General features: G+C 65.6%; 20 protein-coding genes. 6 read left to right on the plus strand and 14 right to left on the minus strand.

Going from position 1 to position 22,220, the window contains the following annotated elements; translation table 11 throughout:
• Position 1: 1 nt before the first annotated feature.
• A complete protein-coding gene (locus CF68_RS13840) occupies positions 2-1,351 on the minus strand; it encodes a nucleobase:cation symporter-2 family protein (RefSeq protein WP_035819677.1) in 1,350 nt (449 codons plus the stop codon).
• A gap of 345 nt (positions 1,352-1,696) precedes the next feature.
• Here CF68_RS13840 and CF68_RS13845 point away from each other — a divergent pair, with 345 nt between their 5' ends.
• On the plus strand, positions 1,697-2,704 hold the full coding sequence (locus tag CF68_RS13845) for an AraC family transcriptional regulator (RefSeq protein ID WP_035819679.1): 1,008 nt from the start codon (positions 1,697-1,699) through the stop codon (positions 2,702-2,704).
• A gap of 38 nt (positions 2,705-2,742) precedes the next feature.
• Here CF68_RS13845 and CF68_RS13850 read toward each other — a convergent pair whose 3' ends face one another.
• Both CF68_RS13850 and CF68_RS13855 read right to left on the minus strand, forming a co-directional pair.
• Positions 2,743-3,933 carry a CaiB/BaiF CoA-transferase family protein gene (locus CF68_RS13850; protein WP_051591529.1) on the minus strand — a complete coding sequence of 397 codons (1,191 nt, stop codon included), beginning with the start codon at positions 3,931-3,933 and terminating at the stop codon, positions 2,743-2,745.
• Between the two features lie 130 nt (positions 3,934-4,063).
• Positions 4,064-4,966 carry a LysR family transcriptional regulator gene (locus CF68_RS13855; protein ID WP_035819680.1) on the minus strand — a complete coding sequence of 301 codons (903 nt, stop codon included), beginning with the start codon at positions 4,964-4,966 and terminating at the stop codon, positions 4,064-4,066.
• Positions 4,967-5,123: 157 nt separating this feature from the next.
• Here CF68_RS13855 and CF68_RS13860 point away from each other — a divergent pair, with 157 nt between their 5' ends.
• Positions 5,124-6,107 (plus strand): tripartite tricarboxylate transporter substrate binding protein, encoded by a 984-nt coding sequence (locus tag CF68_RS13860; RefSeq protein WP_051591530.1) that lies wholly within the window; start codon positions 5,124-5,126, stop codon positions 6,105-6,107.
• A 54-nt stretch (positions 6,108-6,161) separates the two neighbouring features.
• The gene (locus CF68_RS13865; RefSeq protein ID WP_035819681.1) at positions 6,162-6,644 is read left to right on the plus strand and encodes a MaoC family dehydratase; all 483 of its coding nucleotides are present in this window, start codon (positions 6,162-6,164) and stop codon (positions 6,642-6,644) included.
• 33 nt (positions 6,645-6,677) lie between these two features.
• Here CF68_RS13865 and CF68_RS13870 read toward each other — a convergent pair whose 3' ends face one another.
• The 5 genes from CF68_RS13870 to CF68_RS13890 form a co-directional block, all read right to left on the minus strand.
• The gene (locus CF68_RS13870; RefSeq protein WP_035819682.1) at positions 6,678-7,766 is read right to left on the minus strand and encodes a GTP-binding protein; all 1,089 of its coding nucleotides are present in this window, start codon (positions 7,764-7,766) and stop codon (positions 6,678-6,680) included.
• 62 nt (positions 7,767-7,828) lie between these two features.
• Positions 7,829-8,425 (minus strand): UbiX family flavin prenyltransferase, encoded by a 597-nt coding sequence (locus CF68_RS13875; RefSeq protein ID WP_035819683.1) that lies wholly within the window; start codon positions 8,423-8,425, stop codon positions 7,829-7,831.
• Positions 8,422-10,710, minus strand: a complete 2,289-nt coding sequence (locus CF68_RS13880; protein ID WP_084187229.1) for a xanthine dehydrogenase family protein molybdopterin-binding subunit — start codon at positions 10,708-10,710, stop codon at positions 8,422-8,424. The genes CF68_RS13875 and CF68_RS13880 overlap by 4 nt, the downstream gene beginning before the upstream one ends.
• The gene (locus CF68_RS13885) at positions 10,710-11,216 is read right to left on the minus strand and encodes a (2Fe-2S)-binding protein (protein WP_035819687.1); all 507 of its coding nucleotides are present in this window, start codon (positions 11,214-11,216) and stop codon (positions 10,710-10,712) included. The genes CF68_RS13880 and CF68_RS13885 overlap by 1 nt, the downstream gene beginning before the upstream one ends.
• Positions 11,204-12,076, minus strand: a complete 873-nt coding sequence (locus CF68_RS13890) for a xanthine dehydrogenase family protein subunit M (protein ID WP_035819689.1) — start codon at positions 12,074-12,076, stop codon at positions 11,204-11,206. Before CF68_RS13890 ends, CF68_RS13885 begins: the two co-directional genes overlap by 13 nt.
• Before the next feature lie 210 nt (positions 12,077-12,286).
• On the opposite strand from CF68_RS13890, the gene CF68_RS13895 reads away from it, so the two are divergent.
• Positions 12,287-13,192, plus strand: coding sequence for a LysR family transcriptional regulator (locus tag CF68_RS13895; RefSeq protein ID WP_035819792.1), 906 nt, complete (start codon positions 12,287-12,289; stop codon positions 13,190-13,192).
• A 5-nt stretch (positions 13,193-13,197) separates the two neighbouring features.
• Here the strand turns inward: CF68_RS13895 and CF68_RS13900 are convergent, their stop codons facing one another.
• The 4 genes from CF68_RS13900 to CF68_RS13915 all read right to left on the minus strand — a co-directional run bounded on the left by CF68_RS13900 (position 13,198) and on the right by CF68_RS13915 (position 18,232).
• Positions 13,198-14,589 carry a nucleobase:cation symporter-2 family protein gene (locus CF68_RS13900; RefSeq protein WP_035819691.1) on the minus strand — a complete coding sequence of 464 codons (1,392 nt, stop codon included), beginning with the start codon at positions 14,587-14,589 and terminating at the stop codon, positions 13,198-13,200.
• A gap of 226 nt (positions 14,590-14,815) precedes the next feature.
• Positions 14,816-16,258, minus strand: a complete 1,443-nt coding sequence (locus CF68_RS13905) for a UbiD family decarboxylase (protein ID WP_035819693.1) — start codon at positions 16,256-16,258, stop codon at positions 14,816-14,818.
• Between the two features lie 109 nt (positions 16,259-16,367).
• On the minus strand, positions 16,368-17,282 hold the full coding sequence (locus CF68_RS13910) for an amidohydrolase family protein (RefSeq protein ID WP_010812274.1): 915 nt from the start codon (positions 17,280-17,282) through the stop codon (positions 16,368-16,370).
• A gap of 47 nt (positions 17,283-17,329) precedes the next feature.
• Entirely contained in the window at positions 17,330-18,232 is a 903-nt protein-coding gene (locus CF68_RS13915; protein ID WP_035819695.1) for an amidohydrolase family protein, read from the minus strand.
• 416 nt (positions 18,233-18,648) lie between these two features.
• Between CF68_RS13915 and CF68_RS13920 the strand changes: the two genes are divergently transcribed.
• Positions 18,649-19,548, plus strand: a complete 900-nt coding sequence (locus CF68_RS13920) for an endo alpha-1,4 polygalactosaminidase (protein ID WP_035819697.1) — start codon at positions 18,649-18,651, stop codon at positions 19,546-19,548.
• On the opposite strand, the gene CF68_RS13925 is transcribed toward CF68_RS13920, so the two are convergent.
• Both CF68_RS13925 and CF68_RS13930 read right to left on the minus strand, forming a co-directional pair.
• Entirely contained in the window at positions 19,530-20,054 is a 525-nt protein-coding gene (locus tag CF68_RS13925) for a M48 family metallopeptidase (RefSeq protein ID WP_035819699.1), read from the minus strand. The genes CF68_RS13920 and CF68_RS13925 overlap by 19 nt on opposite strands.
• A 49-nt stretch (positions 20,055-20,103) precedes the next feature.
• Complete coding sequence (locus tag CF68_RS13930) at positions 20,104-20,328, minus strand: hypothetical protein (RefSeq protein ID WP_010812270.1); 225 nt, start codon at positions 20,326-20,328, stop codon at positions 20,104-20,106.
• A gap of 138 nt (positions 20,329-20,466) precedes the next feature.
• On the opposite strand from CF68_RS13930, the gene ettA reads away from it, so the two are divergent.
• Positions 20,467-22,134 carry an energy-dependent translational throttle protein EttA gene (gene ettA, locus CF68_RS13935; protein WP_035819701.1) on the plus strand — a complete coding sequence of 556 codons (1,668 nt, stop codon included), beginning with the start codon at positions 20,467-20,469 and terminating at the stop codon, positions 22,132-22,134.
• Positions 22,135-22,220 lie beyond the last annotated feature (86 nt).

Below are 22,220 nucleotides of genomic sequence, written 5' to 3' on the forward strand. Positions count from 1 at the left end.
TTCAGATCCCTTGGACGTTGTCGGCGCTGGCGTGCAGCTCGTCGGCTTCACGGGCGGGCACGCCATTGAGAATCAGGTTGAGCAGCACGGAGACCACGCAGGCGATGATCACGCTGCTGTGGACAAAGGGCTGCAGGAAGCCGGGTAGCTTCTCCAGCATGCCGGGCAGCATCACGGGCATCATCGCGCAGCCGAGCGTGATGGAGACGATGGAGAGGTTGTTGGGATTGCGGTCGTATTCGACTTCTCCCAGCGTCTTGATGCCTGCGGCGACGACTACGCCGAACATGACCATGGTTGCACCGCCCAGCGCCGCGGCCGGAATCGAGGCAAACAGCGCGCCGATCTTGGGCACCAGCGCCACGGCGCACAGCATCACGCCGCAGGTGGCGACCACCCAGCGGCTGCGCACGCCGGTGACGATGACCAGTCCCACGTTCTCCATGAAGGCGATATACGGGAACGCCGCGAACATACCGCCGATGGCGCTGGCCAGGCCGTTGGCGCGCAGGCCGCGGGTGGCATCGCGCTCGGTCAGGGGGCGCTTGACGATATCGCCGACGGCGATGAACAGGCCCATCGATTCCACCATCTGCACCACCATCACGATCACCATGGTGGTGATGGCGCCGACGTTGAAGGTGGGCATGCCGAAGGCGAACGGCGTCACCATGGTGAACCACGGTGCGCGCGCGACTTCATCGAAGCTGCCCATGCCCAGCATCCACGCCACCGCGCCGCCGACCAGCAGGCCGATCACCACGGACAGGTTGCGGATCAGTTCACCGCCGTGCCGGTTGATGAACAGGATCAGCGCCACTACGCCGAAGGCAACGATGAAAAAGATGGGAGCGCCGAAATCCGACGCCCCCCTTCCGCCTCCAAACCAGTGAAACGAAACCGGGAACAGCGACAGGCCCACCGCGGTGATGGTGCAACCACTGACCACCGGCGGAAAGAAGCGCTTGAGCTTGCCGATGATGGGCGCAAGGAACATCGCGATCACGCCCGCGGCGATGATGGCGCCGCAGACGCCGTTGAAGCCGAGTGACGGATCGGTGCCGATGGCGATGACGGGGCCCACGGAACTGAACGCCACGCCCTGCATCAGCGGCAGGCGCACGCCGAACTTCCAGAAGCCGACGGTCTGCAGCAGGGTGGCGATGCCGGAGGTGAACAGCGCGGTGCTGATCAGCATGGTGGTCTGCGCCGGCGTCATCTTGAGCGCGCCGGCAACGATCATCGGCACCGCGATGGCACCGAGATAACTGACCAGCATGTGCTGGAAGCCGAGCGTCGCCATGGCGCGTGCCGGCAGGACCTGGTCGACGGGGTGAACCGCTGCTTGCATGATGTTGTCTCCTGCCGCGTGCTGGGGGAAAGTGCGCCATGCCGGCGGCGGCTGGCCCGGTCTGTTGGTCGCCGGGCTCGGTCCGTCACGGTGCCATGCGCGGCGCATGGCCGACGCATGCCTTGCACAGTAGTGATGCACGGCAGGCCGTCATAGCGTTATTGCGAAGGCCCTGGCACCGGGCCGCAATCGCGCTTGCAAAATGCAGGCCCGGGGCATAAGGGGTTTCCCTTGGGTTGCGTGAGGGCGGGGGTGGTCATAGGATGGATGCGCTTCTTCATTGCTATCCGAATGCGCTGGAAGCGAAGACGTATTTCCGGCGCTTTCCACCATTTCCCCAACGCCATGTCACCCACCGCAGGATGGTTTGCTGCAGCCTCCCGCTCGCCCGTCAGCCGCGGCGGTGACCTCGATCGCATCCAGTCACTTTCCGGCCGCGTGTTCGGCCCTACGCGGCTGCGCGCGACCGAAGCCGATGCGGCGCTCGATGCCCGTATCGACACCAGCACCATCGGCCGGCTGACGCTGGTCACCATTGCCTATAACCAGGCAGTGCAGATCGAGCCGCAGCCGAACAAGGATGAGTTCGTGATCCAGACCGTGCTGGCGGGTACGTGCCGCGTGGAGACCCTGCGCGGTGCGATGCTGATGCCGCCGGGTGCGACCTTTGTGTTCTCGCCCACCGTGCCGGCTACGTTGTCGCTGGATCCGGGCTGCGAGCGCTTCAGCGTGGTGATCCGCCGGCAGCTGATCGACGAGGCGTTCCGCCAGCAGTTCAGCTTCGAGCCGCCGGTGCCGATTGAGTTCGACATGCAGCCGGTGGCGGACGATGGCCGTGCCGCGCGCTGGCAGGCGCTGGTGAGCTACCTGCGCGCGGAGACGCGGGTGCGGCGCGAAGGCCGCGGCGTGCCGGCGGTGGATGGCAGCATCGAGCGCATCGTGTTGTCGACACTGCTGCTCGACCGCTTTGCCGCGGATGGCAATATGCTGCCGCGCCGGTTCGAGGCGGTGCTGCCTGACTATGTGCGCAATGCCATCGCCTACCTGCGCGCCAATCTTGACCAGCCGCTGACGCTGGAGCAGATCGCCGCACATTGCGGCGTATCGGCACGCACCTTGCAGCTGGGCTTTCGCAAGAGCAAGAACACCACGCCGATGGAGTACCTGCGTCTGCTGCGCCTGCATGGCGCACGCGCTGATCTGCAGCGGGCGCGGCAAGAGAAGGGGATGGTCAGCGCGATTGCGCTGCGGCACGGCTTCACCCACCTGAGCCTGTTCTCGCGCGAGTACCGGCGCGAGTTTGGCGAGCTGCCGTCGCAGACCTTGCGGGCGGCAGCGCAGCAGGGGGGCTGACGGCGAGCCGGCCCTCTGTTGCGCAGGACCTTCAGCACTCAGATCGTGCCCGCCGCCGCCAGGGCCTCGATCTCTGCCTCGCTCATGCCGAGCGACTTCAGGACAGAAGAAGAGTGTTCGCCGACTGCCGGAACATTCCCCATGGAAGCCGGTACGCCCGACAGCGTAGCCGGCGGCAGAAGTGCCTGGATGGCACCACCCGGCGTCTGGACTTCCCGCCAGCGATTGCGTGCGGCAAATTGCGCGTGCTGCCAAACATCATGCATGTCGTTCAGGGGCGAGTTGGCAATGCCCCCGCGATCGAGACGCTTGACCAGCTGCTCCCGGGTCATGGAGCGGAGATGACTGGCGATCTCCTGGTCCAGCGCCGCGCGATTGGCGACGCGTTGGAGATTGGAGTTGAAGCGGGCATCCGCCGCCAGGGCCGGGTCCTCCAGCACCTCGGTGCAGAAGCGCTCCCATTCCCGTTCATTCTGCAGCCCGAAGATGACGCTGGCCCCATCGCCGGTCTGGTACTGGCCATAGGGGGCGATACCCGGATGCGCAACGCCGTTGCGTGCCGGCGGCGTGCCGCCATAGTGAGCGAAGTTCAGCGGATATGACATCCATTCGCTCAACGCCTCGAGCATGGTGACTTCAACCCTGAGGCCGGCGCCAGTCCGTGCGCGCTGCAGCAAGGCGGAGAGGATGCCGGTATAGGCGTACATGCCGGCGGCAATGTCCGCGATGGAAATGCCGGTGCGCGACGGCGCAGGGTCCGTACCGGTTACCGAGATAAGGCCAGCAGTGGCCTGGATCAACAGGTCATAGGCCTTTTTGTCGCGGTATGGCCCGCTGTCGCCGTATCCTGAGATATCGCAAACGATCAGATCTGGATAGTCGGCATGCAATGACTCGAAGTCCAGTCCCATGCGTTGGGCGGCGCCCGGCGCCAGGTTCTGGATGAACACGTCCGCTTCGGCGAGCAGCTTGTGCACGATCGCCTTGGCCTCGGGCTTCTTGAGATCCAGCGTGAGGCTTTCCTTGCCTCGATTTGCCCAGACAAAGAACGACGACTGGCCGTACACGGAATGATCATAGTCGCGGGCGAAATCGCCAACGACCGGGCGTTCCACCTTGATGACGCGGGCGCCGAGATCGGCGAGCTGGCGGCTGGCAAAGGGCGCCGCTACAGCGTGCTCAAGCGCCAGAACGGTGATGCCATCAAGGGGGCGTAGGCTGGGTTTCATGGAGGGAGAATGAAGGGACCTGGCGGCACACGGGCCGGACGACGAAGTATAGGAACGGTCCTCGTCCCCCGAACAGTCGAGAATTCCTAAGGCGGCTTCGAAGTCTTCGAAACTGGCCGCATCCCTGCCCTTACGGCGCAGCGTCCGGTGCGCCCCATTCGGCGACATACCGGATAAAGTCCCGCGTATAGGCCGGGAGCGCCTTCTGGCTCCGCACGACAATCCGCTGCTCGCGCCGGGCCCATGGCTCATCCAGGGTCACCCCTTCCACCACCCCTTGCTCAATCAGGGGACCCGCTACGGAACGTGGCACGAGGGAGATGCCGGCGCCTTCCTGTACGCAACGCATGGCCGCGGCAAAGTCGGGTGCATGCACGCGAACGCGTGGCTTGATGCCGGCACGCGCGGCCATGTCATTGAGGAAGAGGAAATTGCTGCTCTTGCTGCCGACGGATACCAGGTCGTACGCCAATGCCTGTGCAAGGGACATCTTGTCGAGCAACCCCGACGGGTGGCGTGCCGGAACCACGAACATCAGCTCATCGATGCCGTATCGAATGAACTCCAGGCCCCGCATGTCGATCGCGCCGGCCACCAAGCCGACGTCCGCACGGTCCTCGATCACTGCCCGCACGCTGTCCTCGCTGAGGTGCTCCTCCAGGTCGACATTGACATTCGGGTATGCCGCCAGGAACCGGCTAAGCGCCGCGGGCAAGCTGGCCATGGTGCTGCTGTTCGCGTAGACACGGATATGCCCTTCAATGCCGTCGGTGTGGCGCCGCATGTCCGACTGCAAGCGTTCGACGTTCTCCATGATCGCCTCGGCATAGTGCTGTACCGTCTCGCCCGCCGGCGTCAGGGCCATGCCCTTCTGCGTCCTGTTGAACAACGGGACGCCCATCGCCTGTTCGAGGTTCTTGAGGCGGTAGCTGGCCGAAGGCGCCGTCAAATGCATATCTGACGCTCCTGCCGTCACGCTCTTGGCCTGCGCAATGGCGAGGAATACTCGCAGATCGGTGAGTTCGAAACGCACGCTTGTCTCCGTTTCCCGACAGTTCCTGGGGATGTTTAGAGGAATTCTAACGACACCCCAGGAGCTTTCGACTGGTGTCCTTGTAGGGTCCGATTCTATATTTCGGCTCGTCGCCGCAGCTACCGCTGTGCTACGCGAAAAAGAATCGGAGACCAACATGACCATACTCTTGCGCAGGATCGCCAGCGCGCTGGGCAGCGCCGCGACACTATTAGCCTTTGCGTCCCCATCAGTGGCGCAGACAGACTACCCGGTGCGGCCTGTCCGACTCATCGTTCCGTACCCTGCTGGCGGCCCGACGGACACCTTCGCCCGATCGCTGGCCGCAAGCTGGGGCCGCAAGCTGAATACCTCGGTGGTCGTCGAGAACAAGTCGGGGGCCGGCACGATAGTCGGCACCGAGGTCGCCGCGAAGGCCGCACCGGATGGTTATACGCTGCTGCTGACCACTGTAGCGCATGCCGTGAACCCAAGCATTCACGCCAGCCTGCCATATCGCACGATCGATGACTTTGCGCCAGTCGGGCTGGCGGCTCGTGCGCCCCTGGTACTGGTCGTGAACAAGGGCGTTCCGGCGAAAACACTGCCGGAATTCATTGCTTACCTGAAGTCGCGTCCCGGTCAGGTCAACTATGGTTCAGCGGGGGTTGGCAGTGCCCCGCATCTCGCCGGGGAACTGCTGAACTACACGGCAGGAACGAAAGCGGTCCATGTCCCATATCGGGGGAGCGCACCTGCCATGGCCGATCTGATCGGTGGCCATGTCGAGTTCATGATCGACAGCGCACCGACAGGGCTGGCGCAGGTGCGGGCGGGAACGGTGCGATTGCTGGCAACGTCGATGGGAAAACGCCTCCCGCAGACCAGGGAGACGCCGGCGATTGCGGAAGCCGTGTCAGGCTATGAGGCGTACACCTGGAATGCGGTATTCGTGCCAGCCCGAACACCGTCGGCAGTTGTCCAGAAGCTGGTCTCGACACTTGGCGATGCACTCAGCGATCCCGCCCTGCAAGGCAAAGCCTTCGAACTCGGATTGCAGCTGGAGACCCAGCCTACACCAGCGGGGCTCGACAAGTTCCTGCGCGCGGAACTGGAGAAGTGGAAGCGGGTGGCCGTCGCCACGAATATGAAAGCCGACTGAGCGAAACCCGCGCAGGCCAGCGCCGGAACCAACCATCAGGAATACGGAGAAGCCATGAATGCCTATCAACTTTGCCCGCAACGCTACTTTGAGGACTTCGAACTCGGAGAGCACTTCAATCTGCCGTCCCGCACCATGACCGACGCGCTGTTCGCGGCGTTCCAGCTGGCAAGCGGAGACAATCATCCGGTTCACTACGATGTTGAGTACTGCCGTGCTCACGGCATGCCGCACATGCTGGCACACGGCTTCCAGGTCGTGATACAGACTGCCGCGGGAGCGGGCCTGTTCCCCCATATGGTCGAGGAGTCCCTGAAGGGCTTTATCGAGCAGAGCAGCCGCTTCCTCGCGCCTGTCTATGTCGGCGATACGTTGTACTGCCGCCTCACCGTCACCGAGCTGGTTCCCGGTCGTACGACCGGCGTGCTGGCGATGCGATCGGAGGTGCGCAACCAGAACGACGTCTGCGTCATGGAGGGGACGCAAAGGTACTTGCTGCGCAAGCGCGTGCCAGCTCAGGTCGGCAGCGGAGGCTGACGGGAAGTCAGCCTCCGCTGCTGGTCAGGACAGTCAGGCTGCCTGGGCCACGGGCAGGCAGACCTTCAGCAGCGTCTGCAAGCGCAGCTTGTCGAGGTGGCGGCCGATAAACACGAATTTGCTTTGCGCGGCTTCCGGTCCCCAGGCATCGGCGGGATGGAAATCCATCAGCCGGTGCACCGCCTGCAGCACGTAGCGGCGGTCATCGCCCTCCACAGCCACGATCCCCTTCATCCGGAACACATCGTCGCCTTGCGCCGCGAGCAGGGCCTTCAGGCCGTGCTCCAGGCGCTGGCGGTCGAACGGCTGGTCGAACACCAGCGATACGGACGTGACCGACGGATCGTGGCGGTGGCCATGCGCATCGTCATCGTGCACGTGGTCGCAATGCTCGTCGCACACGTGGTCGTGATGGTCATGGTTGTGCGCGTGATCGTGGTGGTCATCGTGCGCGTCCGCCTGGATCGTGCCCGTGGTAAAGCCGCCAATGCCAAGGATCTTGCCCAGGTCCACCTGCGCAAAGTTTGAGCGCAGGATCTGCGCGCCTTCGTTCAGGCGGTGGATGCGTGCCTCCAGCCTGTCGAGCTGCGCGGCGTTCACCAGGTCGGTCTTGTTGAGGATCACGCGGTCGGCCGCCACGATCTGGTCGACGGCCTGATTGTCGAAGCCGGTCAGTTGGGGATCATCGAGGTGGCCTTCGATATGTACCGCGTCCACCAGCGTCAGGATGCCGTCGAGCGTGACCTGCTTGGCGACTTCGTTGTCCATGAAGAAGGTGGCGGCGACCGGCGTGGGATCGGCCAGGCCGCTGGTCTCGACCAGGATATGGTCGAAACGCTCGGGCTGCTCCAGCAGCTTCTGCAGGATGCGCACGAGGTCAGTGCGCACATCGACCACGCAGCAGATGCAGCCGTTGGTCATCTGGTAGATCTCTTCGTCGGAGGTCATCACCAGGTCGGAATCGACATCGACCTCGCCGAACTCGTTCTCGATCACGGCGATGCGGTGGCCGTGCTTCTGCGTCAGGATGTGGTTGAGCAGCGTCGTCTTGCCCGAGCCGAGGAAGCCGGTAAGGATGGTGACCGGGACGGGCGGCTGTTGTGCGACGGCAGGTGCATTCATGTTGTCTCCTGATTGGGTACTGCGTTCCCCGCTATCGCGGGGCGAAAGTTCTCTTGTTCTCTTCAAGCGGTGGCGACGTTGGGGCGCAAGCCTTCCCAGCGTTCCACCAGCCCGTCGTGCGGCACGTCGAACAGGTCCAGCACGCGCCCCACGGTGTGGTTGACGATGTCGTCCACTGACTGCGGATGGGTGTAGAAGGCCGGCACCGGCGGCAGCACGATGGCGCCCATCTCGGTCACCGTGGTCATGTTGCGCAGGTGCACCAGGTGGAAGGGCGTCTCGCGCGCCAGCAGCACCAGCCGGCGGCGCTCCTTGAGCATCACGTCGGCGGCGCGGGTGACGAGGTTGTCGGCAAGCCCGGTGGCGATGGCGGCCAGCGTGCGCATGGAGCACGGCGCCACCACCATGCCGTCGCAGCGGAACGAGCCGCTGGCGATGGTGGCGCCGATATCGCGCACGTTGTGCACCACGTCGGCCATGGCTTCGATCTGCGGGCGCTGCAGGCCCAGCTCATGGTGCGCGGTCAGCAGGCCGGACGGGGAGCAGACCAGGTGGGTCTCCCAGCCGTCCAGCGCCGACAGTGCCTGCAGCAAGCGCACGCCGTACACCGCGCCGCTGGCGCCGGTGATGGCGACCACCAGGCGTTGCTTGCGGGTCATGGGGTGGCGCCTTCCTTCGCTGCCTTCTCCGCCAGTGCCTGCAGCACTTGCTCTGGTTTGATCGGGTAGTGCCGGAAGCGCACGCCGATGGCATCGAACACCGCATTGGCAATCGCCGGCCCGATCGCGACGATCGGATCCTCGCCCACGCCCTTGGCGCCGAACGGGCCGCCGGGGTCGGGGGCCGCTTCCAGGATCACCGTATGGATGGGCGGCATGTCCATCGCCAGCGGCATCTTGTAGTCGACGAAGTTGGCGTTGAGCGAGCGCCCGGTACGCATGTCGATCTGGTAGTCCTCATACAGCGTATGGCCGATGCCTTGCTGGATGCCGCCCTCGATCTGACCCGCGGCCGCGACCGGGTGGATCACCTTGCCGACGTCATGCACCGGCACCACCTGCTGCACGGTGATGAAGCCGGTTTCGGTATCGACCGCCACCTCGACAAAATGCGCGGCGAATGAATACGACTTGGTCGGGTGATAGGTGGCGGTGCCCACCAGCTGCGCGGCGGGGATGCCCTTGCGCGGCATCACGGCCTCGCGCACGGTCAGGGTCGGGCCGTCGCGGTCGCGCACGGCGATCACGCCGGCGGTGAGCGTCAGGGCCTCAGGCTCGCATTCCATCAGCTTGGCCGCGCGATCGAACAGCTGGCGCTTGATCTCGCCCGCCGCCATCTGCGCGGCCTTGCCGACCATATAGGTGGTGTGGCTGGCAAAGGCGCCGATGTCCCAGGGCACCACGTCGGTATCGCCGTGCACGACCGCCACCGCTTCGAACGGCAGCGTCAGTTCTTCTGCAACGATCTGCGCGAGCGCGGTATGCGCACCGGTACCCAGCCCGGCCGCGCCGGTCAGCAGCACCACGGTGCCATCCTCATTCATCTTGATGATGGCGTTGCCCTGCTCCTTGATGCCGGGATAGGCGCTGCTGCCGTGCATTTCGCAGCCCAGGCCCCAGCCGGTGCGGATCGGGCCGCTGGTGTCGCGCGGGCGGCGGCGCAGCGCAGGCCAGTCGACCAGTTCCATGCCCTTCTCGATGCAGGCCTCCAGGCCGTGCCCGATCAGCGGATGGTTGGACGGTGCAATGTCGCCTTCGCGCACGGCGTTCTTCAGCTTCAGCCCGGCGGGGTCCAGGCCCAGGTGCTCGGCGGCCTCGTCCATCTGCACGTCGAGCGCGTAATAGGTCTGCACCACGCCATAGCCGCGGAAGGCACCGGCGATGGGGCTGTTGGTGTAGACGCAGCGGCCTTCCAGCAGCACGTTGTCGCAGCGGTACAGCGAGACCATGGCGGCGGTGCCGACATTGGTCACGCCCGGGCCATGCGAGCCATAGGCGCCGGAATTGAACACCACCTTGGCCTGGCGCGCGGTGATGGTGCCGTCGTTGCGGAAGCCTTGCTTGAGCCAGATCCTGGCCGGATGGCGCGTGCGCCCGCCGAGGAAGGTTTCCTCGCGCGTGTATTCCATGCGCACCGGGCGGCGCGTCTCGCGCGCCAGCAGCGCGCACAGGAACTCCTGCTGGAACAGGTCCTGCTTGGCGCCGAAGCCGCCGCCCATGTGGTCGACCAGCACGCGCACCTTGTGCAACGGCAGGCCCAGCACCTCGGCCATGATGCCGCGCACCATGAAGGCGGTCTGGGTGGAGATCCACACCGTCAGGTTGCCGTTGCCGTCCCAGCTGCACGTGAGGACGTTGGGCTCCATGTAAGCCGGCGTAGGGCGGCCGCCTTCGTAGATCCCTTCCAGGATGAAGTCCGCGTCGGCAAAGCCCGCTTCCACGTCGCCGCGCTTGATGATCACGGGCGGCAGCACCAGGTTGCCGCCGGGTTCGCGGTCGTGGATGCGCGGGGCATCGGAGCGCTCGGCGTCCTCGGTGGTGAAGACGGCGGGCAGCGTTTCGTATTCGACTTCGATCAGCTCGATCGCGCGCTCGGCGATCTCTTCGCTGATGGCGGCCACCGCGGCGACGCCTTCGCCCCAGTAGCGCACCTTGTCGTCCAGCATGTACTGGTCGCAGGTCACCGAGGCGGAGCGCGGGTGGGGCGAGCCGGCGTGCAGCACGCGCGGCACGTTCTCATGGGTCAGCACGGCCTTGACGCCCGGCAATGCCAGCGCACGCGAGGTGTCGATGCGGCGGATTTTCGCGTGCGCGAGGTTGCAGCGCTTCATCTTGCCGAACAGCAGGCCGGGGAAGGGCATGTCGGCAACGTATCTGGCGTTGCCGGTGACCTTGTCGAGCAGGTCGGTGCGCTTGACGCTGTGTCCGATCACGGCGTGGGTCATCATGCCTCCTCGCTGGCGCGGGCCTTGCAGCCCGCGAAGTCCATGGCCTCGGCGGACCTCTCGATGGCCTCGATGATCTTGGTGTAGCCGGTGCAGCGGCAGATATTGCCGGCAATGGCAAAGCGGATTTCGTCGCGCGTGGGATGCGGGTTCTCATCCAGCAGCGCCTTGGCCATCACCACGAAGCCCGGCGTGCAGAAGCCGCACTGCGCGGCGCCGCACTGCATGAACTGCTCCTGGATCGGGTGCACGGTGTCGGGCGCGGGCTGCACGCCTTCGATGGTGGTGATGTGGCAGCCGTGCGCTTCGGGCGCCAGCACCAGGCAGGAATTCATCGGCTGGCCGTCGATGATGACGGTGCACGAACCGCATTCGCCCACGTCGCAGCCCTTCTTGGTGCCGGTCAGGCAGGCGTCGTTGCGCAGGGCGTCGAGCAGCGTGCCGTGCGGTTCCACCGCCAGTTCGCGCGGCTCGCCGTTGATGACGAGTTCGATCATTTTTCGCATGTTGCGGCCTCCAGGGCTTGTTCCAGGGCGCGGCGGGTCAGCACGCTGACCATCTGCCGCCGGTAGGCTTCGCTGGCGCGCACGTCGCTGATGGGGCGCGCTTCGCCCATGGCGGCGTGCGCGGCCTGCAGGATCAGGGCGTCCGTCACGCGCTGGCCGCGCAGCACCTGCTCGGCACGCATGGCGCGTACCGGGGTGGGGCCGACCGCTGCGAGCACGATGCCGACGTCGGCGCAGTAGCCGTTCTCGACCGTCAGCGATACCGCCACGCCGACAGTTGCCAGTTCCATCTGCACGCGGCGGCCATGCTTGAGGTAGACCTTGCCGGTGTGGGGGCGCGGCGCCGGCACGGTGATGCGGGTGACGATCTCGTCCGGCGCGATGGCGGTCTTGCCGACGCCGGTAACGAAGTCCTCCACGCGCAGCTCGCGCGAGCCGGACAGGCCATACAGGTGCACCGAAGCACCGTCCGCCACCAGCGGCGCGAACGAATCGGCCGACGGCGACGCGCGGCAGACGTTGCCCACCACCGTGGCGCGATGGCGCACCTGGATCGAGGCGAAGTCCGTCACGGCTTTTGCCAGGCTGGCGTAGTGGCGCTGCACGAAGCCCGAGGTCTCCACCGCACGCGTGGTCACCAGCGCGCCGATGCGCAGGCCGTTGACGGGGTCGAACGTCAGCACGTCCATGCCCGGGATCTTCTTGATGTTGATCACATGCTCGGGCTTGCGCACGGACTCCTTGATCTGGACCAGCAGGTCCGTGCCGCCGGCCAGCACGCTGGCCTTGCCGGCGCACCGGTGCAGCATGGCCGAGGCTTCCGCCAGCGTTGCCGGTTCGAAATATTCAAACGCTCTCATTGCTCCTCCTGGTCTGTGCCATCGGCGTCTGCCTGTCGTGTGGGGCGCGCACCGTTGAAGTCATCATGGGCGGATGAGCTTCATCGGTAAAGACCCGGAAACGGATTAATTGATCGTGTTACCCTCTGAATCAGACGCGCCGGCCAACCTGGCAAGACAAGCGCGCACCCCGACATCCCGGAGGTAGACAACGTGCCCAACATCAGCAACATGAACGTGTCGCTGCGCCAGCTGCGCGCGTTCATCGCCGTGGCGCAGGAGCGCCACTTCACCCGCGCGGCCGAGAAGCTGGACTTGTCGCAGTCGTCGGTCAGCGCGCTGATCCACGAGCTGGAAGGCAACCTAGGCCTGAAGCTGTTCGACCGCCACACGCGCCAGCTGCACATCACGCAGGCGGGCGCCGAGCTGCTGCCGCTGGTGAAGAAGGCGGTGGCCGATATCGACAGCGTGATCGAGAACTCCAGCGAGCTGCGCACGCTGGGGCGCGGGCGCGTGTCGATCTCGGCGTCGTCGATCCAGGCGGCGCTGATGCTGCCGCGCGTGATCCGCGAGTTCTGCGTGAGCCATCCCGGCGTGAAGGTGGAACTGCACGACGTGTCCGAGCATGAGGTGACCAAGATGGTCAGCTCGGGCGAGGTGGATTTCGGCATCGGCACCATCCCCGAGGGCCAGCCCGACCTGAGCGCGCACCGGCTGATGTCCGATCCCTTCGTGATCGTGATGCCGGCGCATCATCCGCTGCGGCGGCGCAAGACGCTGCGCTGGGAAGACATGGCGGGCCTGCCCGTGATCGGGCCGCACAAGGGCAACCCGATCCGCGATTGCCTGGATACCGCGCTGGCCGCGCGCGGCATTTCGCTGCAGCGGGTGCACGAGGTGTTCCTGCCGCTGACCATGGTGGGCATGGTGGATGCCGGGCTGGGCATCGCGGTGATGAGCGCGGCGGTCACGCGGCTGACTTCTGCGCTGGGGCTGGCCACGGTGATGCCGACCGATCCGGTGATCCACCGCGAGATCTCGCTGCTGGTGCACGCGGACCGGTCGCTGTCACCGCCGGCCCAGGCTTTCCGCGATCTGCTGATGCGCTATCGCGCCAAGCTGGCCGACGCAGCCTGACTACGTCATGCCGGTTCCTTCGCCAGCCCGTGGGCCTGAGGGACCGGCGAGCGGGCGTTGAATAGCAGGTTCAGCAGCACCGCGGTCAGCGTGCCGAGCAGGATGCCGTTCTGGCAGAACTTGGCCAGCAGCTCTGGCATCTGCGCGAAGAACTTGTCCGACACCAGCGGGATCATGCCCAGCGCCACGCTGACGGCGACGATATAGGCGTTCTTCTTGTTCTCGACAAAGTCCACATGGCCGAGGATGCGCACGCCGGTGGCGGCCACCATGCCGAACATCACCAGCGCGGCGCCGCCCAGCACGTATTGCGGGATCGAGGCGGCAAAGAAGGCCAGCTTGGGCAGGCAGCCCAGCACGATCAGGATGCCGCCGGCGGTGGCGCAGACCCAGCGGCTGCGCACGCCGGTGACCTGCACCAGCCCCACGTTCTGCGCGTACGAGGTGTAGGTGAAGGTGTTGAACACCGCTCCCACCAGCGCTCCCACGCCGTCGGCACGCAGGCCGCGCGCGAGGTCGTCGGAGCCCACCGGGCGGCCCACGATCTCGCCCAGCGCCAGGAACTGGCCCACGCCCTCGATCATGATCACGATCATCACCACGCACAGCGTGACCGCGGTCATGGCATCGAAGGTGGGCCAGCCGAAGTGGAAGGGCGTGATGAACTCCACCCAGTGCGCGTTGTGCAGGCCTTCGAAGTTGACCTTGCCCAGCGACAGCGCGATCCCGAAGCCCACCGCAATGCCGATCAGCACCGCCACGTTGCACAGGAAACCCCTGGCAAAGGCCACCAGCGCCAGCACCGTGCACAGCACCGCGGTGGCGATGGCGATGTTCACCGGCAGGCCGAAGTTGGGGTTGGGCACGGGACCGGCCGCTGTGTTGATGGTCGGGTTGCCGCCCGCCGCCCAGTTGATGCCAACGCGCATCAGCGAGACGCCGATCACCAGCACCACCGTGCCGGTCACTACCGGCGGGAACCAGCGCACCATCTTGCCGACATAGGGCGCGGCAATGTAGGTGAAGATGCCCGCCACCATCACCGCGCCGAACACGGCCGGCAGGCCCAGCGACGGATTGGAGCCGGTGGCGATGATCGGCGCGATGGCGGTGAAGGTGACGCCCATCATCACCGGCAGGCGGATGCCGACCTTCCAGATGCCGATGCTCTGGATCATGGTCACCAGGCCGCAGCAGAACAGGTCCGCGGCGATCAGGAAGGCCACCTGGTCCTTGGGCAGCTTGAGGGCGCCGCCGATGATCATCGGCACGGCAATGGCGCCGGCATACATCACCAGCACGTGCTGCAGGCCAAGAGCCAGCAGGCGGGGCGGGGGCAGGACCTCGTCGACGGGATGCACGGGGGCATTCCCTTGCGTAGGCAGGGTGGGGTTCATGCTGTCTCCTTTGGTCGGTATCACGCCGGTTGCGCATTGCGCTAACGTGTCGCCAAGGTCGCCGGCGTTTCCTCTGTGGGATGGTCGTGCCATCCTCTCGTGCGAAGCCCGCGCCTGTCCTGTCTTATAAGTCCAGCATGACAGCGGCGGCGGGAAGGTACAACGTTCGGGGCGGATTTATCGATCGGGTGAAACGATGAATCCGCCAGTTTCAGCGGGTTATCCCTTACGGCATGTGGGAGCCCGCGCGTTCCAGCCGCTTCAGCAGTGCTGCCGCACGCTCCATCGCGGCAGGGTCGATGCGCGCGCGGATACCGTCGAAGGCAGGTCCGCGCGTGGCGTCCAGCCCCATGCGTGACGTGGTGCCCACACCCGATGCCGAGGGGTCGAGTGCGCTGCCAGGCAGGCCGTCGACCACCACCACGTCCAGATGCGGTTGCAGGTGCGTGGCCATCGCCCACAGCACTTCTTCATCGCGGGTGATGTCGACTTCCTCATCCACCGCGACCACCGTCTTCAGGTACGGATCCCAGCCGAGCAGGCCCAGCATCACCTGGCGCGCCTCGCCTGGGCGGCTCTGGCGCAGCGCCACGTAGGCGTGGAAGTGCGTACCGGAACTGGGGTAGTGCACGGCGGTGACGCCGGGGAAGCGCTCCCTGAGCTTCTCGACCATCTCCGATTCGCGCGGGATGCGGCCCAGGTTCAGGTGTTCGGCCGAGTTGCCGCCGACCACGTCGACCAGCCATGCATCCGCGCGGCGCATCACGCTTTCCACGCGCAGCAGGTTGTTGGTCGAGCGGTCCGACGAGTAGCCGGTGAATTCACCGAAGGGGCCTTCGTCGACGCGCGCGTCGGGATCGATCACGCCTTCAAGCACGATCTCGGCATGCGCCGGCACCAGGATGCCGTGGCGCGGCGTGCGTACCACTTCCAGCGGCGCGCCGAACAGGCCGCCGGCAACGTGGCGCTCGTCCACGCCGTAGGGTAGCCGCGCGGCGCCGGCCAGCATGAACAGCGGATGCGCGCCGATCACCATGGCCACTGGCAGCGGCCGGCCCAGTTCGGTGGCGCGCTGCTGCATGCGCCACAGGTGCCCGCGCGAATGCAGGCTGGTGGCGATCTCGGTCGGCGAGTGCAGCATCGAGCGGTGGTAGCTGGCGTTGCCGATGCCGGTGTCGGGGTCTTCCGCGATCAGGATCGCGTTGGTGATGTAGGGGCCGCGGTCGGTGGCGAAGTGCTTGATCGCCGGGATCGTGCGCAGGTCGATGTGTTTAGTCTCGACATGGCCGGTGACGGCGCCGCTGTCCAGCACGCGCGGCGCTACCATGCGGCGGCTGCGGGCCTGGTATTCGGCATGGATGCCGGCGGGCGCCACCCCGCCCAGCATGCGCCCCACGCGCTCGCGCGAGGCAAAGAGGTTGGTCGCCAGCGACGTGCCCAGCCCTTCGACATGGTCGAACAGCAAGGCCGGATGGCGGCCCTGCGCGGCCAGCGCCCACACCAGCGCGGTCGGGTCCTGGTCGGCGCCGACCGGCTCGCGGATATGCAGCACGTCTTCGGGAAAGGCCTCGCGGTAGGCGGCCAGGAACTGGTGGAAGTCCTGCGAGGTGTCGTGGAAGGGCTTGCGCGCCGATGCTGCTGAGGCGAAGGGCGCTGAGGGTGAGTTCATGGATCGGCTCCTGTGGTCAGGGTTGGCCAGGGCGAAGGCTGCCCCGGCGGCCGGGAATGCTCCCGGCCGCCGTGCCGTGCCTGCCTGCCGAACAGCTAGCGGCTAGCGACTATCGGGTACTGGCGTACGTATCCTTCAGCCGCGCCAGTGCCTCTTGCTGCGTCCTGGGCGGCGCCGTGGTCTCGATGCCGACCAGCCGGGCGATGTTGTTGCCCATGTAGTCCTCCAGCCCGTCCTCGTCCAGGTCCATGCCCTGCGGCGCGGGGCCGCACAGCATCTCCAGTTCGCGCAGCCACATGCCGGGCTCGTTGGGCGGGGTGTCGGTGCCGAACACGATCTTGTCGCGCGGCAGCTGGCGCGCGAACTCGACGATGCGCGACTGGAAGCACCAGCCCGATTCGCAATACACGTTGGGCGTGTCCATCGCCATCCAGAAGGCCTCGAACGAGTAGTTGCCGCCGGTCTGGATGCCGAAGTGGCCGATAATGAAATTGACCATCGGGAACTCGCGGATGATCGGGTAGAACATCGTCGGGATCGTGTACGGCCCGTCGCCGGTGTGGATCAGCACCACCACGTTGTACTTGGCGCAGACCTTCATCGCCGGGCGCAGCCAGTCCAGCGCGCGATCGGGGCGGTAGCCATGCATGTTGGCATGCAGCTTGAGCATCTTGAAGCCGTATTCCTTGACGTGGAATTCCAGCTCCTGCGCGCCTTCTTCCGGGCCCCAGCGCGGGTTGAAGGTGAAGTTGCCAATGAAGCGGTCGGGGTACTTCTGGCAGAGCTCCGCGATGTAGGCCATGTAGTCGCGGATGCCTTCGCGTCCGCGGCGGTTGCCGTCGCGGTAGCCGGTGTTGCCCGGCGGCGGCTGGATAAAGCCCATGTCGATGCGGCGCGGCTTGCCGTTGATCATGTAGGGGCCGTCCATCATCTTGAGCATGCGCTCGCCGTTGAAGGGCTCGCCGGTGTGGCGCCAGGCTTCGTCGACGAGATTGGTCGGGTGCAGATGGGTATCGATAATCATGTTGTGTGCTCCGGAGTCCGTTGTCGGTGGCGCGGGCTTGCGTGCGCTTACGCGGCCAGGCGCGCTTTCGCTTCTTCGAGCGTGCGCGGGACCGGCGTCGGCTCCAGGCCGATCATCCGGGCGACGTTGTTGCCGAGGTAGTCCTCCAGCGTGTCTTCATCCAGGTTCAGGCCCTGGGGCGGCTCGAAGCACAGCACTTCCAGCAGGCGCAGCCACATGCCGGGCTCGTTGGGCGGGGTGTCGGACCCGAACAGGATCTTGTGCCTGGGCAGCACCTTGGCGAACTCGACGATGCGCGACTGCAGGCACCAGCCCGATTCGCAGTACACGTTGGGCATGTCCATGGCCATCTGGAACGGCTCGAAGCAATACACGCCGCCGGTCTGCACGCCGAAGTGGGCCATGATGAAGTTCACCGTCGGGAACTCCTTCATCATCGGCACCCATTCGGTCGGGATGCTGTAGGGGCCGTCGCCGGTATGCAGCTTGACCAGCACGCCCAGCTCGGCGCACTTCTGCAGCGCCGGGCGCAGCCAGTCGAGGGCGCGGTCCGGGCGGTAGGCATGCATGTTGGCCTGGAACTGGACCATCTTGAAGCCCAGCTTCCTGACGTAGTGCTCCATGGCGTTGACGCCGTTCTCGACGCCGCAGCGCGGGTTGTAGACGAAGCAGCCGATAAAGCGTTCCGGGTACTTCTTCACCATCTCCGCGGTGTAGGCCATGTACGCGTCGATGGACTCGCTGCCTGACTTCACGCCGTCGGTGTAGGTGTAGATGGTGTTGCCCTGCGGGGGCTGGATAAAGGCTTTGTCGATGCGGCGCGGCTTGCCGTTGATGGTGAACGGGCCGTCCATCATCTTGATCAGGCGCTCGCCGGTGAACGGGTCGCCGTCGTGGCGCCAGGCCAGGTCCACCAGGTTGGTCGGATAACAGCTGGTGTCGATGATCATGGGAGATCCCCTAACAATGACTAGGTTGGACACGCATGCTGCGGGCGTGCGCGGACAACGCCGCGGGGCCGGCCTTGCATGCTGCTATCGGGAGTCTTTGTCAGGGGAGCTGTTGGACCACTGCGCCACCGACGAAACACTCCGTCAGTGAGCAATCTCCAGTTGAACCTCGCGGCATTGCACCGCTGCTGTCCAATCGACCGCTTCTACCCACGCGCTCTTTATACATAGCGCCCGAGCGTTGCGTCAAGCGCATCATGTGTTGCGCCGCACGAACAGCGGGTGCACGTGCATTCCAACCATGGTACGAATCCGCTACATTGCAAGAACCGTGGTGGCAGGCCCGCCGGCGCGGGGCAGGGAGAACTCGGGCCGATTGCTTTGAACGGGGTTTATCACGGGGAAGGGGTGAAAACATGCACGGCAACTTTGCGGTGATGGCGGGGGCCATGCTGTCTGTTGCGCTGTCAATGGCGCTGGGCGGCTGCGGCGGGGATGGGGGCCAGACGGAAATGGTGTCGCCGACTGCGACAACCACGGCGGACACGACAACAAAATACGGGGTCACGGCAACCACCACCAGCGCCACCACCCGCTGGGCACCGGCGCTTACCGACACCTGGCAGATCCAGCTGACCGGCAAGCTCAACACCAGTTACGCGGTGACCGCCTATGACTTCGACCTGTTCGATACGCCGCAGGCCACCATCGCCGCGCTCAAGGCCCAGGGCCGGCGCGTGATCTGCTATTTCTCCGCGGGCAGCTCCGAGGACTGGCGCCCCGACTACAACCAGTTTGCCGCCGCCGACATGGGCGCGCCGCTGTCAGGCTGGGCGGGCGAGCGCTGGCTGGACACGCGCTCGGCCAACGTGCGCCGCATCATGCAGGCGCGCATGGACCTGGCGGTCAGCAAGGGCTGCGACGCGGTCGATCCGGACAACGTCGATGGCTATACCAACAGCACCGGCCTGCCGCTGACGGCCGAGACCCAGCTCGACTACAACCGCTTCCTGGCGGCCGAGGCGCATGCGCGCGGGCTGGCGGTGGGGCTGAAGAACGATGTGGAGCAGGTAGCCGACCTGGCGGCGAGCTTCGACTTCGCTATCAACGAGCAGTGCTTCCAGTACCGGGAGTGCGGCGCCTATACGGCGTTCACGGGGCAGGGCAAGCCGGTATTCCAGATCGAGTACGCCACCAAGTACAAGGACGCCGCCACGCGCGCCGGGCTATGCGCCAAGGCGCAGGCCGCCAACCTGCGCACGCTGGTGTTGCCCAAGACACTGAACGGCTCGTTCCGCTACGCCTGCGACGCCTGAGTGCCTGCGCTGGCGGGGGCGGCGCGTTCCAGCTCCCGCCAGGCCAGGTAGAGCCGGGTATCGAATTCCAGCTGGTGGTAGCGCGGCTCCATGTATTCGCAGAGCCGGTAGAAGGCCTTGTCGTGATCGCTCTGCTTCAGGTGGGCGAGCTCGTGCACGACGATCATGCGCAGGAATTCCGGCGGCGCCTCCTTGAACAGCGACGCCACGCGGATTTCTTTCTTGGCCTTGAGCTTGCCGCCCTGCACGCGCGAGATCGCGGTGTGCAGGCCCAGCGCACGCTGGGCCGAATCGAGGCGCGCATCGAAGCCGACCTTGTGCAGCGGCGGCGCGCTGCGCAGGTATTCCTGCTTGATGTCCGTGGTGTATTCGTACAGCGCGCGGTCGGTCTGCACGGTATGGCGCCCGGGGTAGCGGCGGGCAATATGGTCACCGAGCCGGCCGGCGGCGATCAGCTCGCGCACCTGGTCCAGCACGCCGGGCGGGTAGCCGCCCAGGAAGCGCATCGGGTCCTTGCCGGCGGGGCGCCAGGTTTCACTCACGGTAGTGGCCTGCTCAGTGGTGGTGGTGATGGTGGTGCATCCAGCTGTTGTCCAGCGAGTTGACGAAGGACTCGACCGCGTCCTTGTCGCCGGTGGCGTGGCGCATCATCTCGCCGCACTTGCAGAAGCCCTGGTACGGGGTGATGTGCGAGCAGGCCGACGTCTTCTGCAGGTACAGCGTGACGGGTTTGGTGCACTTCTTGCACTTGAACTTCAGGGTCAGGGCGGGTTTGCTCATGGCGATGGCTCGGGAAATCGGCGAAAAATCGAACCTGTCATTGTACCGGCCAGGGCGGAATCGAGCAGCGGTGCCTCAGCGCGCCGCGCCTGCCTGATACACTCCCGCCATTCCCGAACAACCCTCCAACACGCACCCATGGCACAGTACGTTTTCACCATGAATCGCGTGGGCAAGATCGTCCCGCCCAAGCGTCACATCCTGAAGGACATCTCGCTGTCGTTCTTCCCCGGCGCCAAGATCGGCGTGCTGGGCCTGAACGGCTCGGGCAAGTCCACGGTACTCAAGATCATGGCCGGCCTCGACAAGGAAATCGAGGGCGAAGCCACGCCGATGCCCAACCTGAACATCGGCTACCTGCCGCAGGAACCGCAGCTCAATCCCGAGCAGACCGTGCGCGAGTCGGTGGAAGAGGCGCTGGGCGGCGTGTTCGAGGCGCGCAAGAAGCTCGACGAGATCTACGCGGCCTATGCCGAGCCGGACGCCGACTTCGACGCGCTGGCCGCCGACCAGGCCAAGTACGAAGCCATCCTGGCCGCCAGCGACGGCAACAACGTCGAACTGCAGCTGGAAATCGCCGCCGACGCGCTGCGCCTGCCGCCGTGGGACGCGAAGATCGAGCATCTCTCCGGCGGTGAAAAGCGCCGCGTGGCGCTGTGCCGCCTGCTGCTGTCGCGTCCCGACATGCTGCTGCTGGACGAGCCGACCAACCACCTGGATGCGGAATCGGTGGAATGGCTGGAACAATTCCTGACGCGCTTCCCGGGCACCGTGGTGGCCGTGACCCACGACCGCTACTTCCTCGACAACGCCGCCGAATGGATCCTGGAACTGGACCGCGGCCAGGGCATTCCCTGGAAGGGCAACTACAGCTCGTGGCTGGACCAGAAGGAAGCGCGCCTGAAGCAGGAAGAGGCCAGCGAATCGGCCCGCCAGAAGGCGCTGCACAAGGAACTGGAGTGGGTGCGCCAGAACCCCAAGGGCCGCCAGGCCAAGTCCAAGGCGCGTCTGGCGCGCTTTGACGAACTCAACAGCCAGGACTACCAGAAGCGCAACGAAACCCAGGAAATCTTCATCCCGGTGGGTGAGCGCCTGGGCAACGAGGTGATCGAGTTCGACGGCGTGAGCAAGGGCTACGGCGACCGCCTGCTGATCGACAACCTCAGCTTCAAGGTGCCGCCGGGCGCCATCGTCGGCATCATCGGCCCGAACGGCGCCGGCAAGTCGACCTTCTTCCGCATGCTGACCGGCAAGGAACAGCCCGACAGCGGCGAGATCAAGATCGGGCCGACCGTGAAGATGGCCTTTGTCGACCAGAGCCGCGACGCGCTCGATGGCACCAAGACCGTGTTCGAAGAGATCTCGGGCGGCTCCGACATCCTGACGGTGGGCAGGTACGAAACGCCGTCGCGCGCCTATATCGGCCGCTTCAACTTCAAGGGCGGCGACCAGCAGAAGCAGGTCGGCACGCTGTCGGGCGGCGAGCGCGGCCGCCTGCACATGGCCAAGACCCTGATCGCCGGCGGCAATGTGCTGCTGCTGGACGAGCCGTCAAACGATCTTGACGTGGAAACGCTGCGGGCGCTGGAAGATGCGTTGCTGGAATTCGCGGGCTGCGTGATGGTGATCTCGCACGATCGCTGGTTCCTGGACCGGATTGCTACGCACATCCTGGCGTTTGAGGGGGACTCGCATGTGGAGTTCTTCCCGGGGAACTACCAGGAATATGAGGCGGACAAGAAGCGGCGGCTGGGTGAGGAAGGGGCTAAGCCCAAGCGGATTCGGTATAAGCCGATTGTGCGGTGATGGGCTCTGTTTGCGATAGAGTGCCGGCCTGCGCGCCTGCACGTTGCTGACAACCTTCACACGCAGCGGGTTTGCTCCCCTCTCCC

This window comes from Cupriavidus sp. SK-4, assembly GCF_000611125.1.
Lineage (GTDB): Bacteria > Pseudomonadota > Gammaproteobacteria > Burkholderiales > Burkholderiaceae > Cupriavidus > Cupriavidus necator.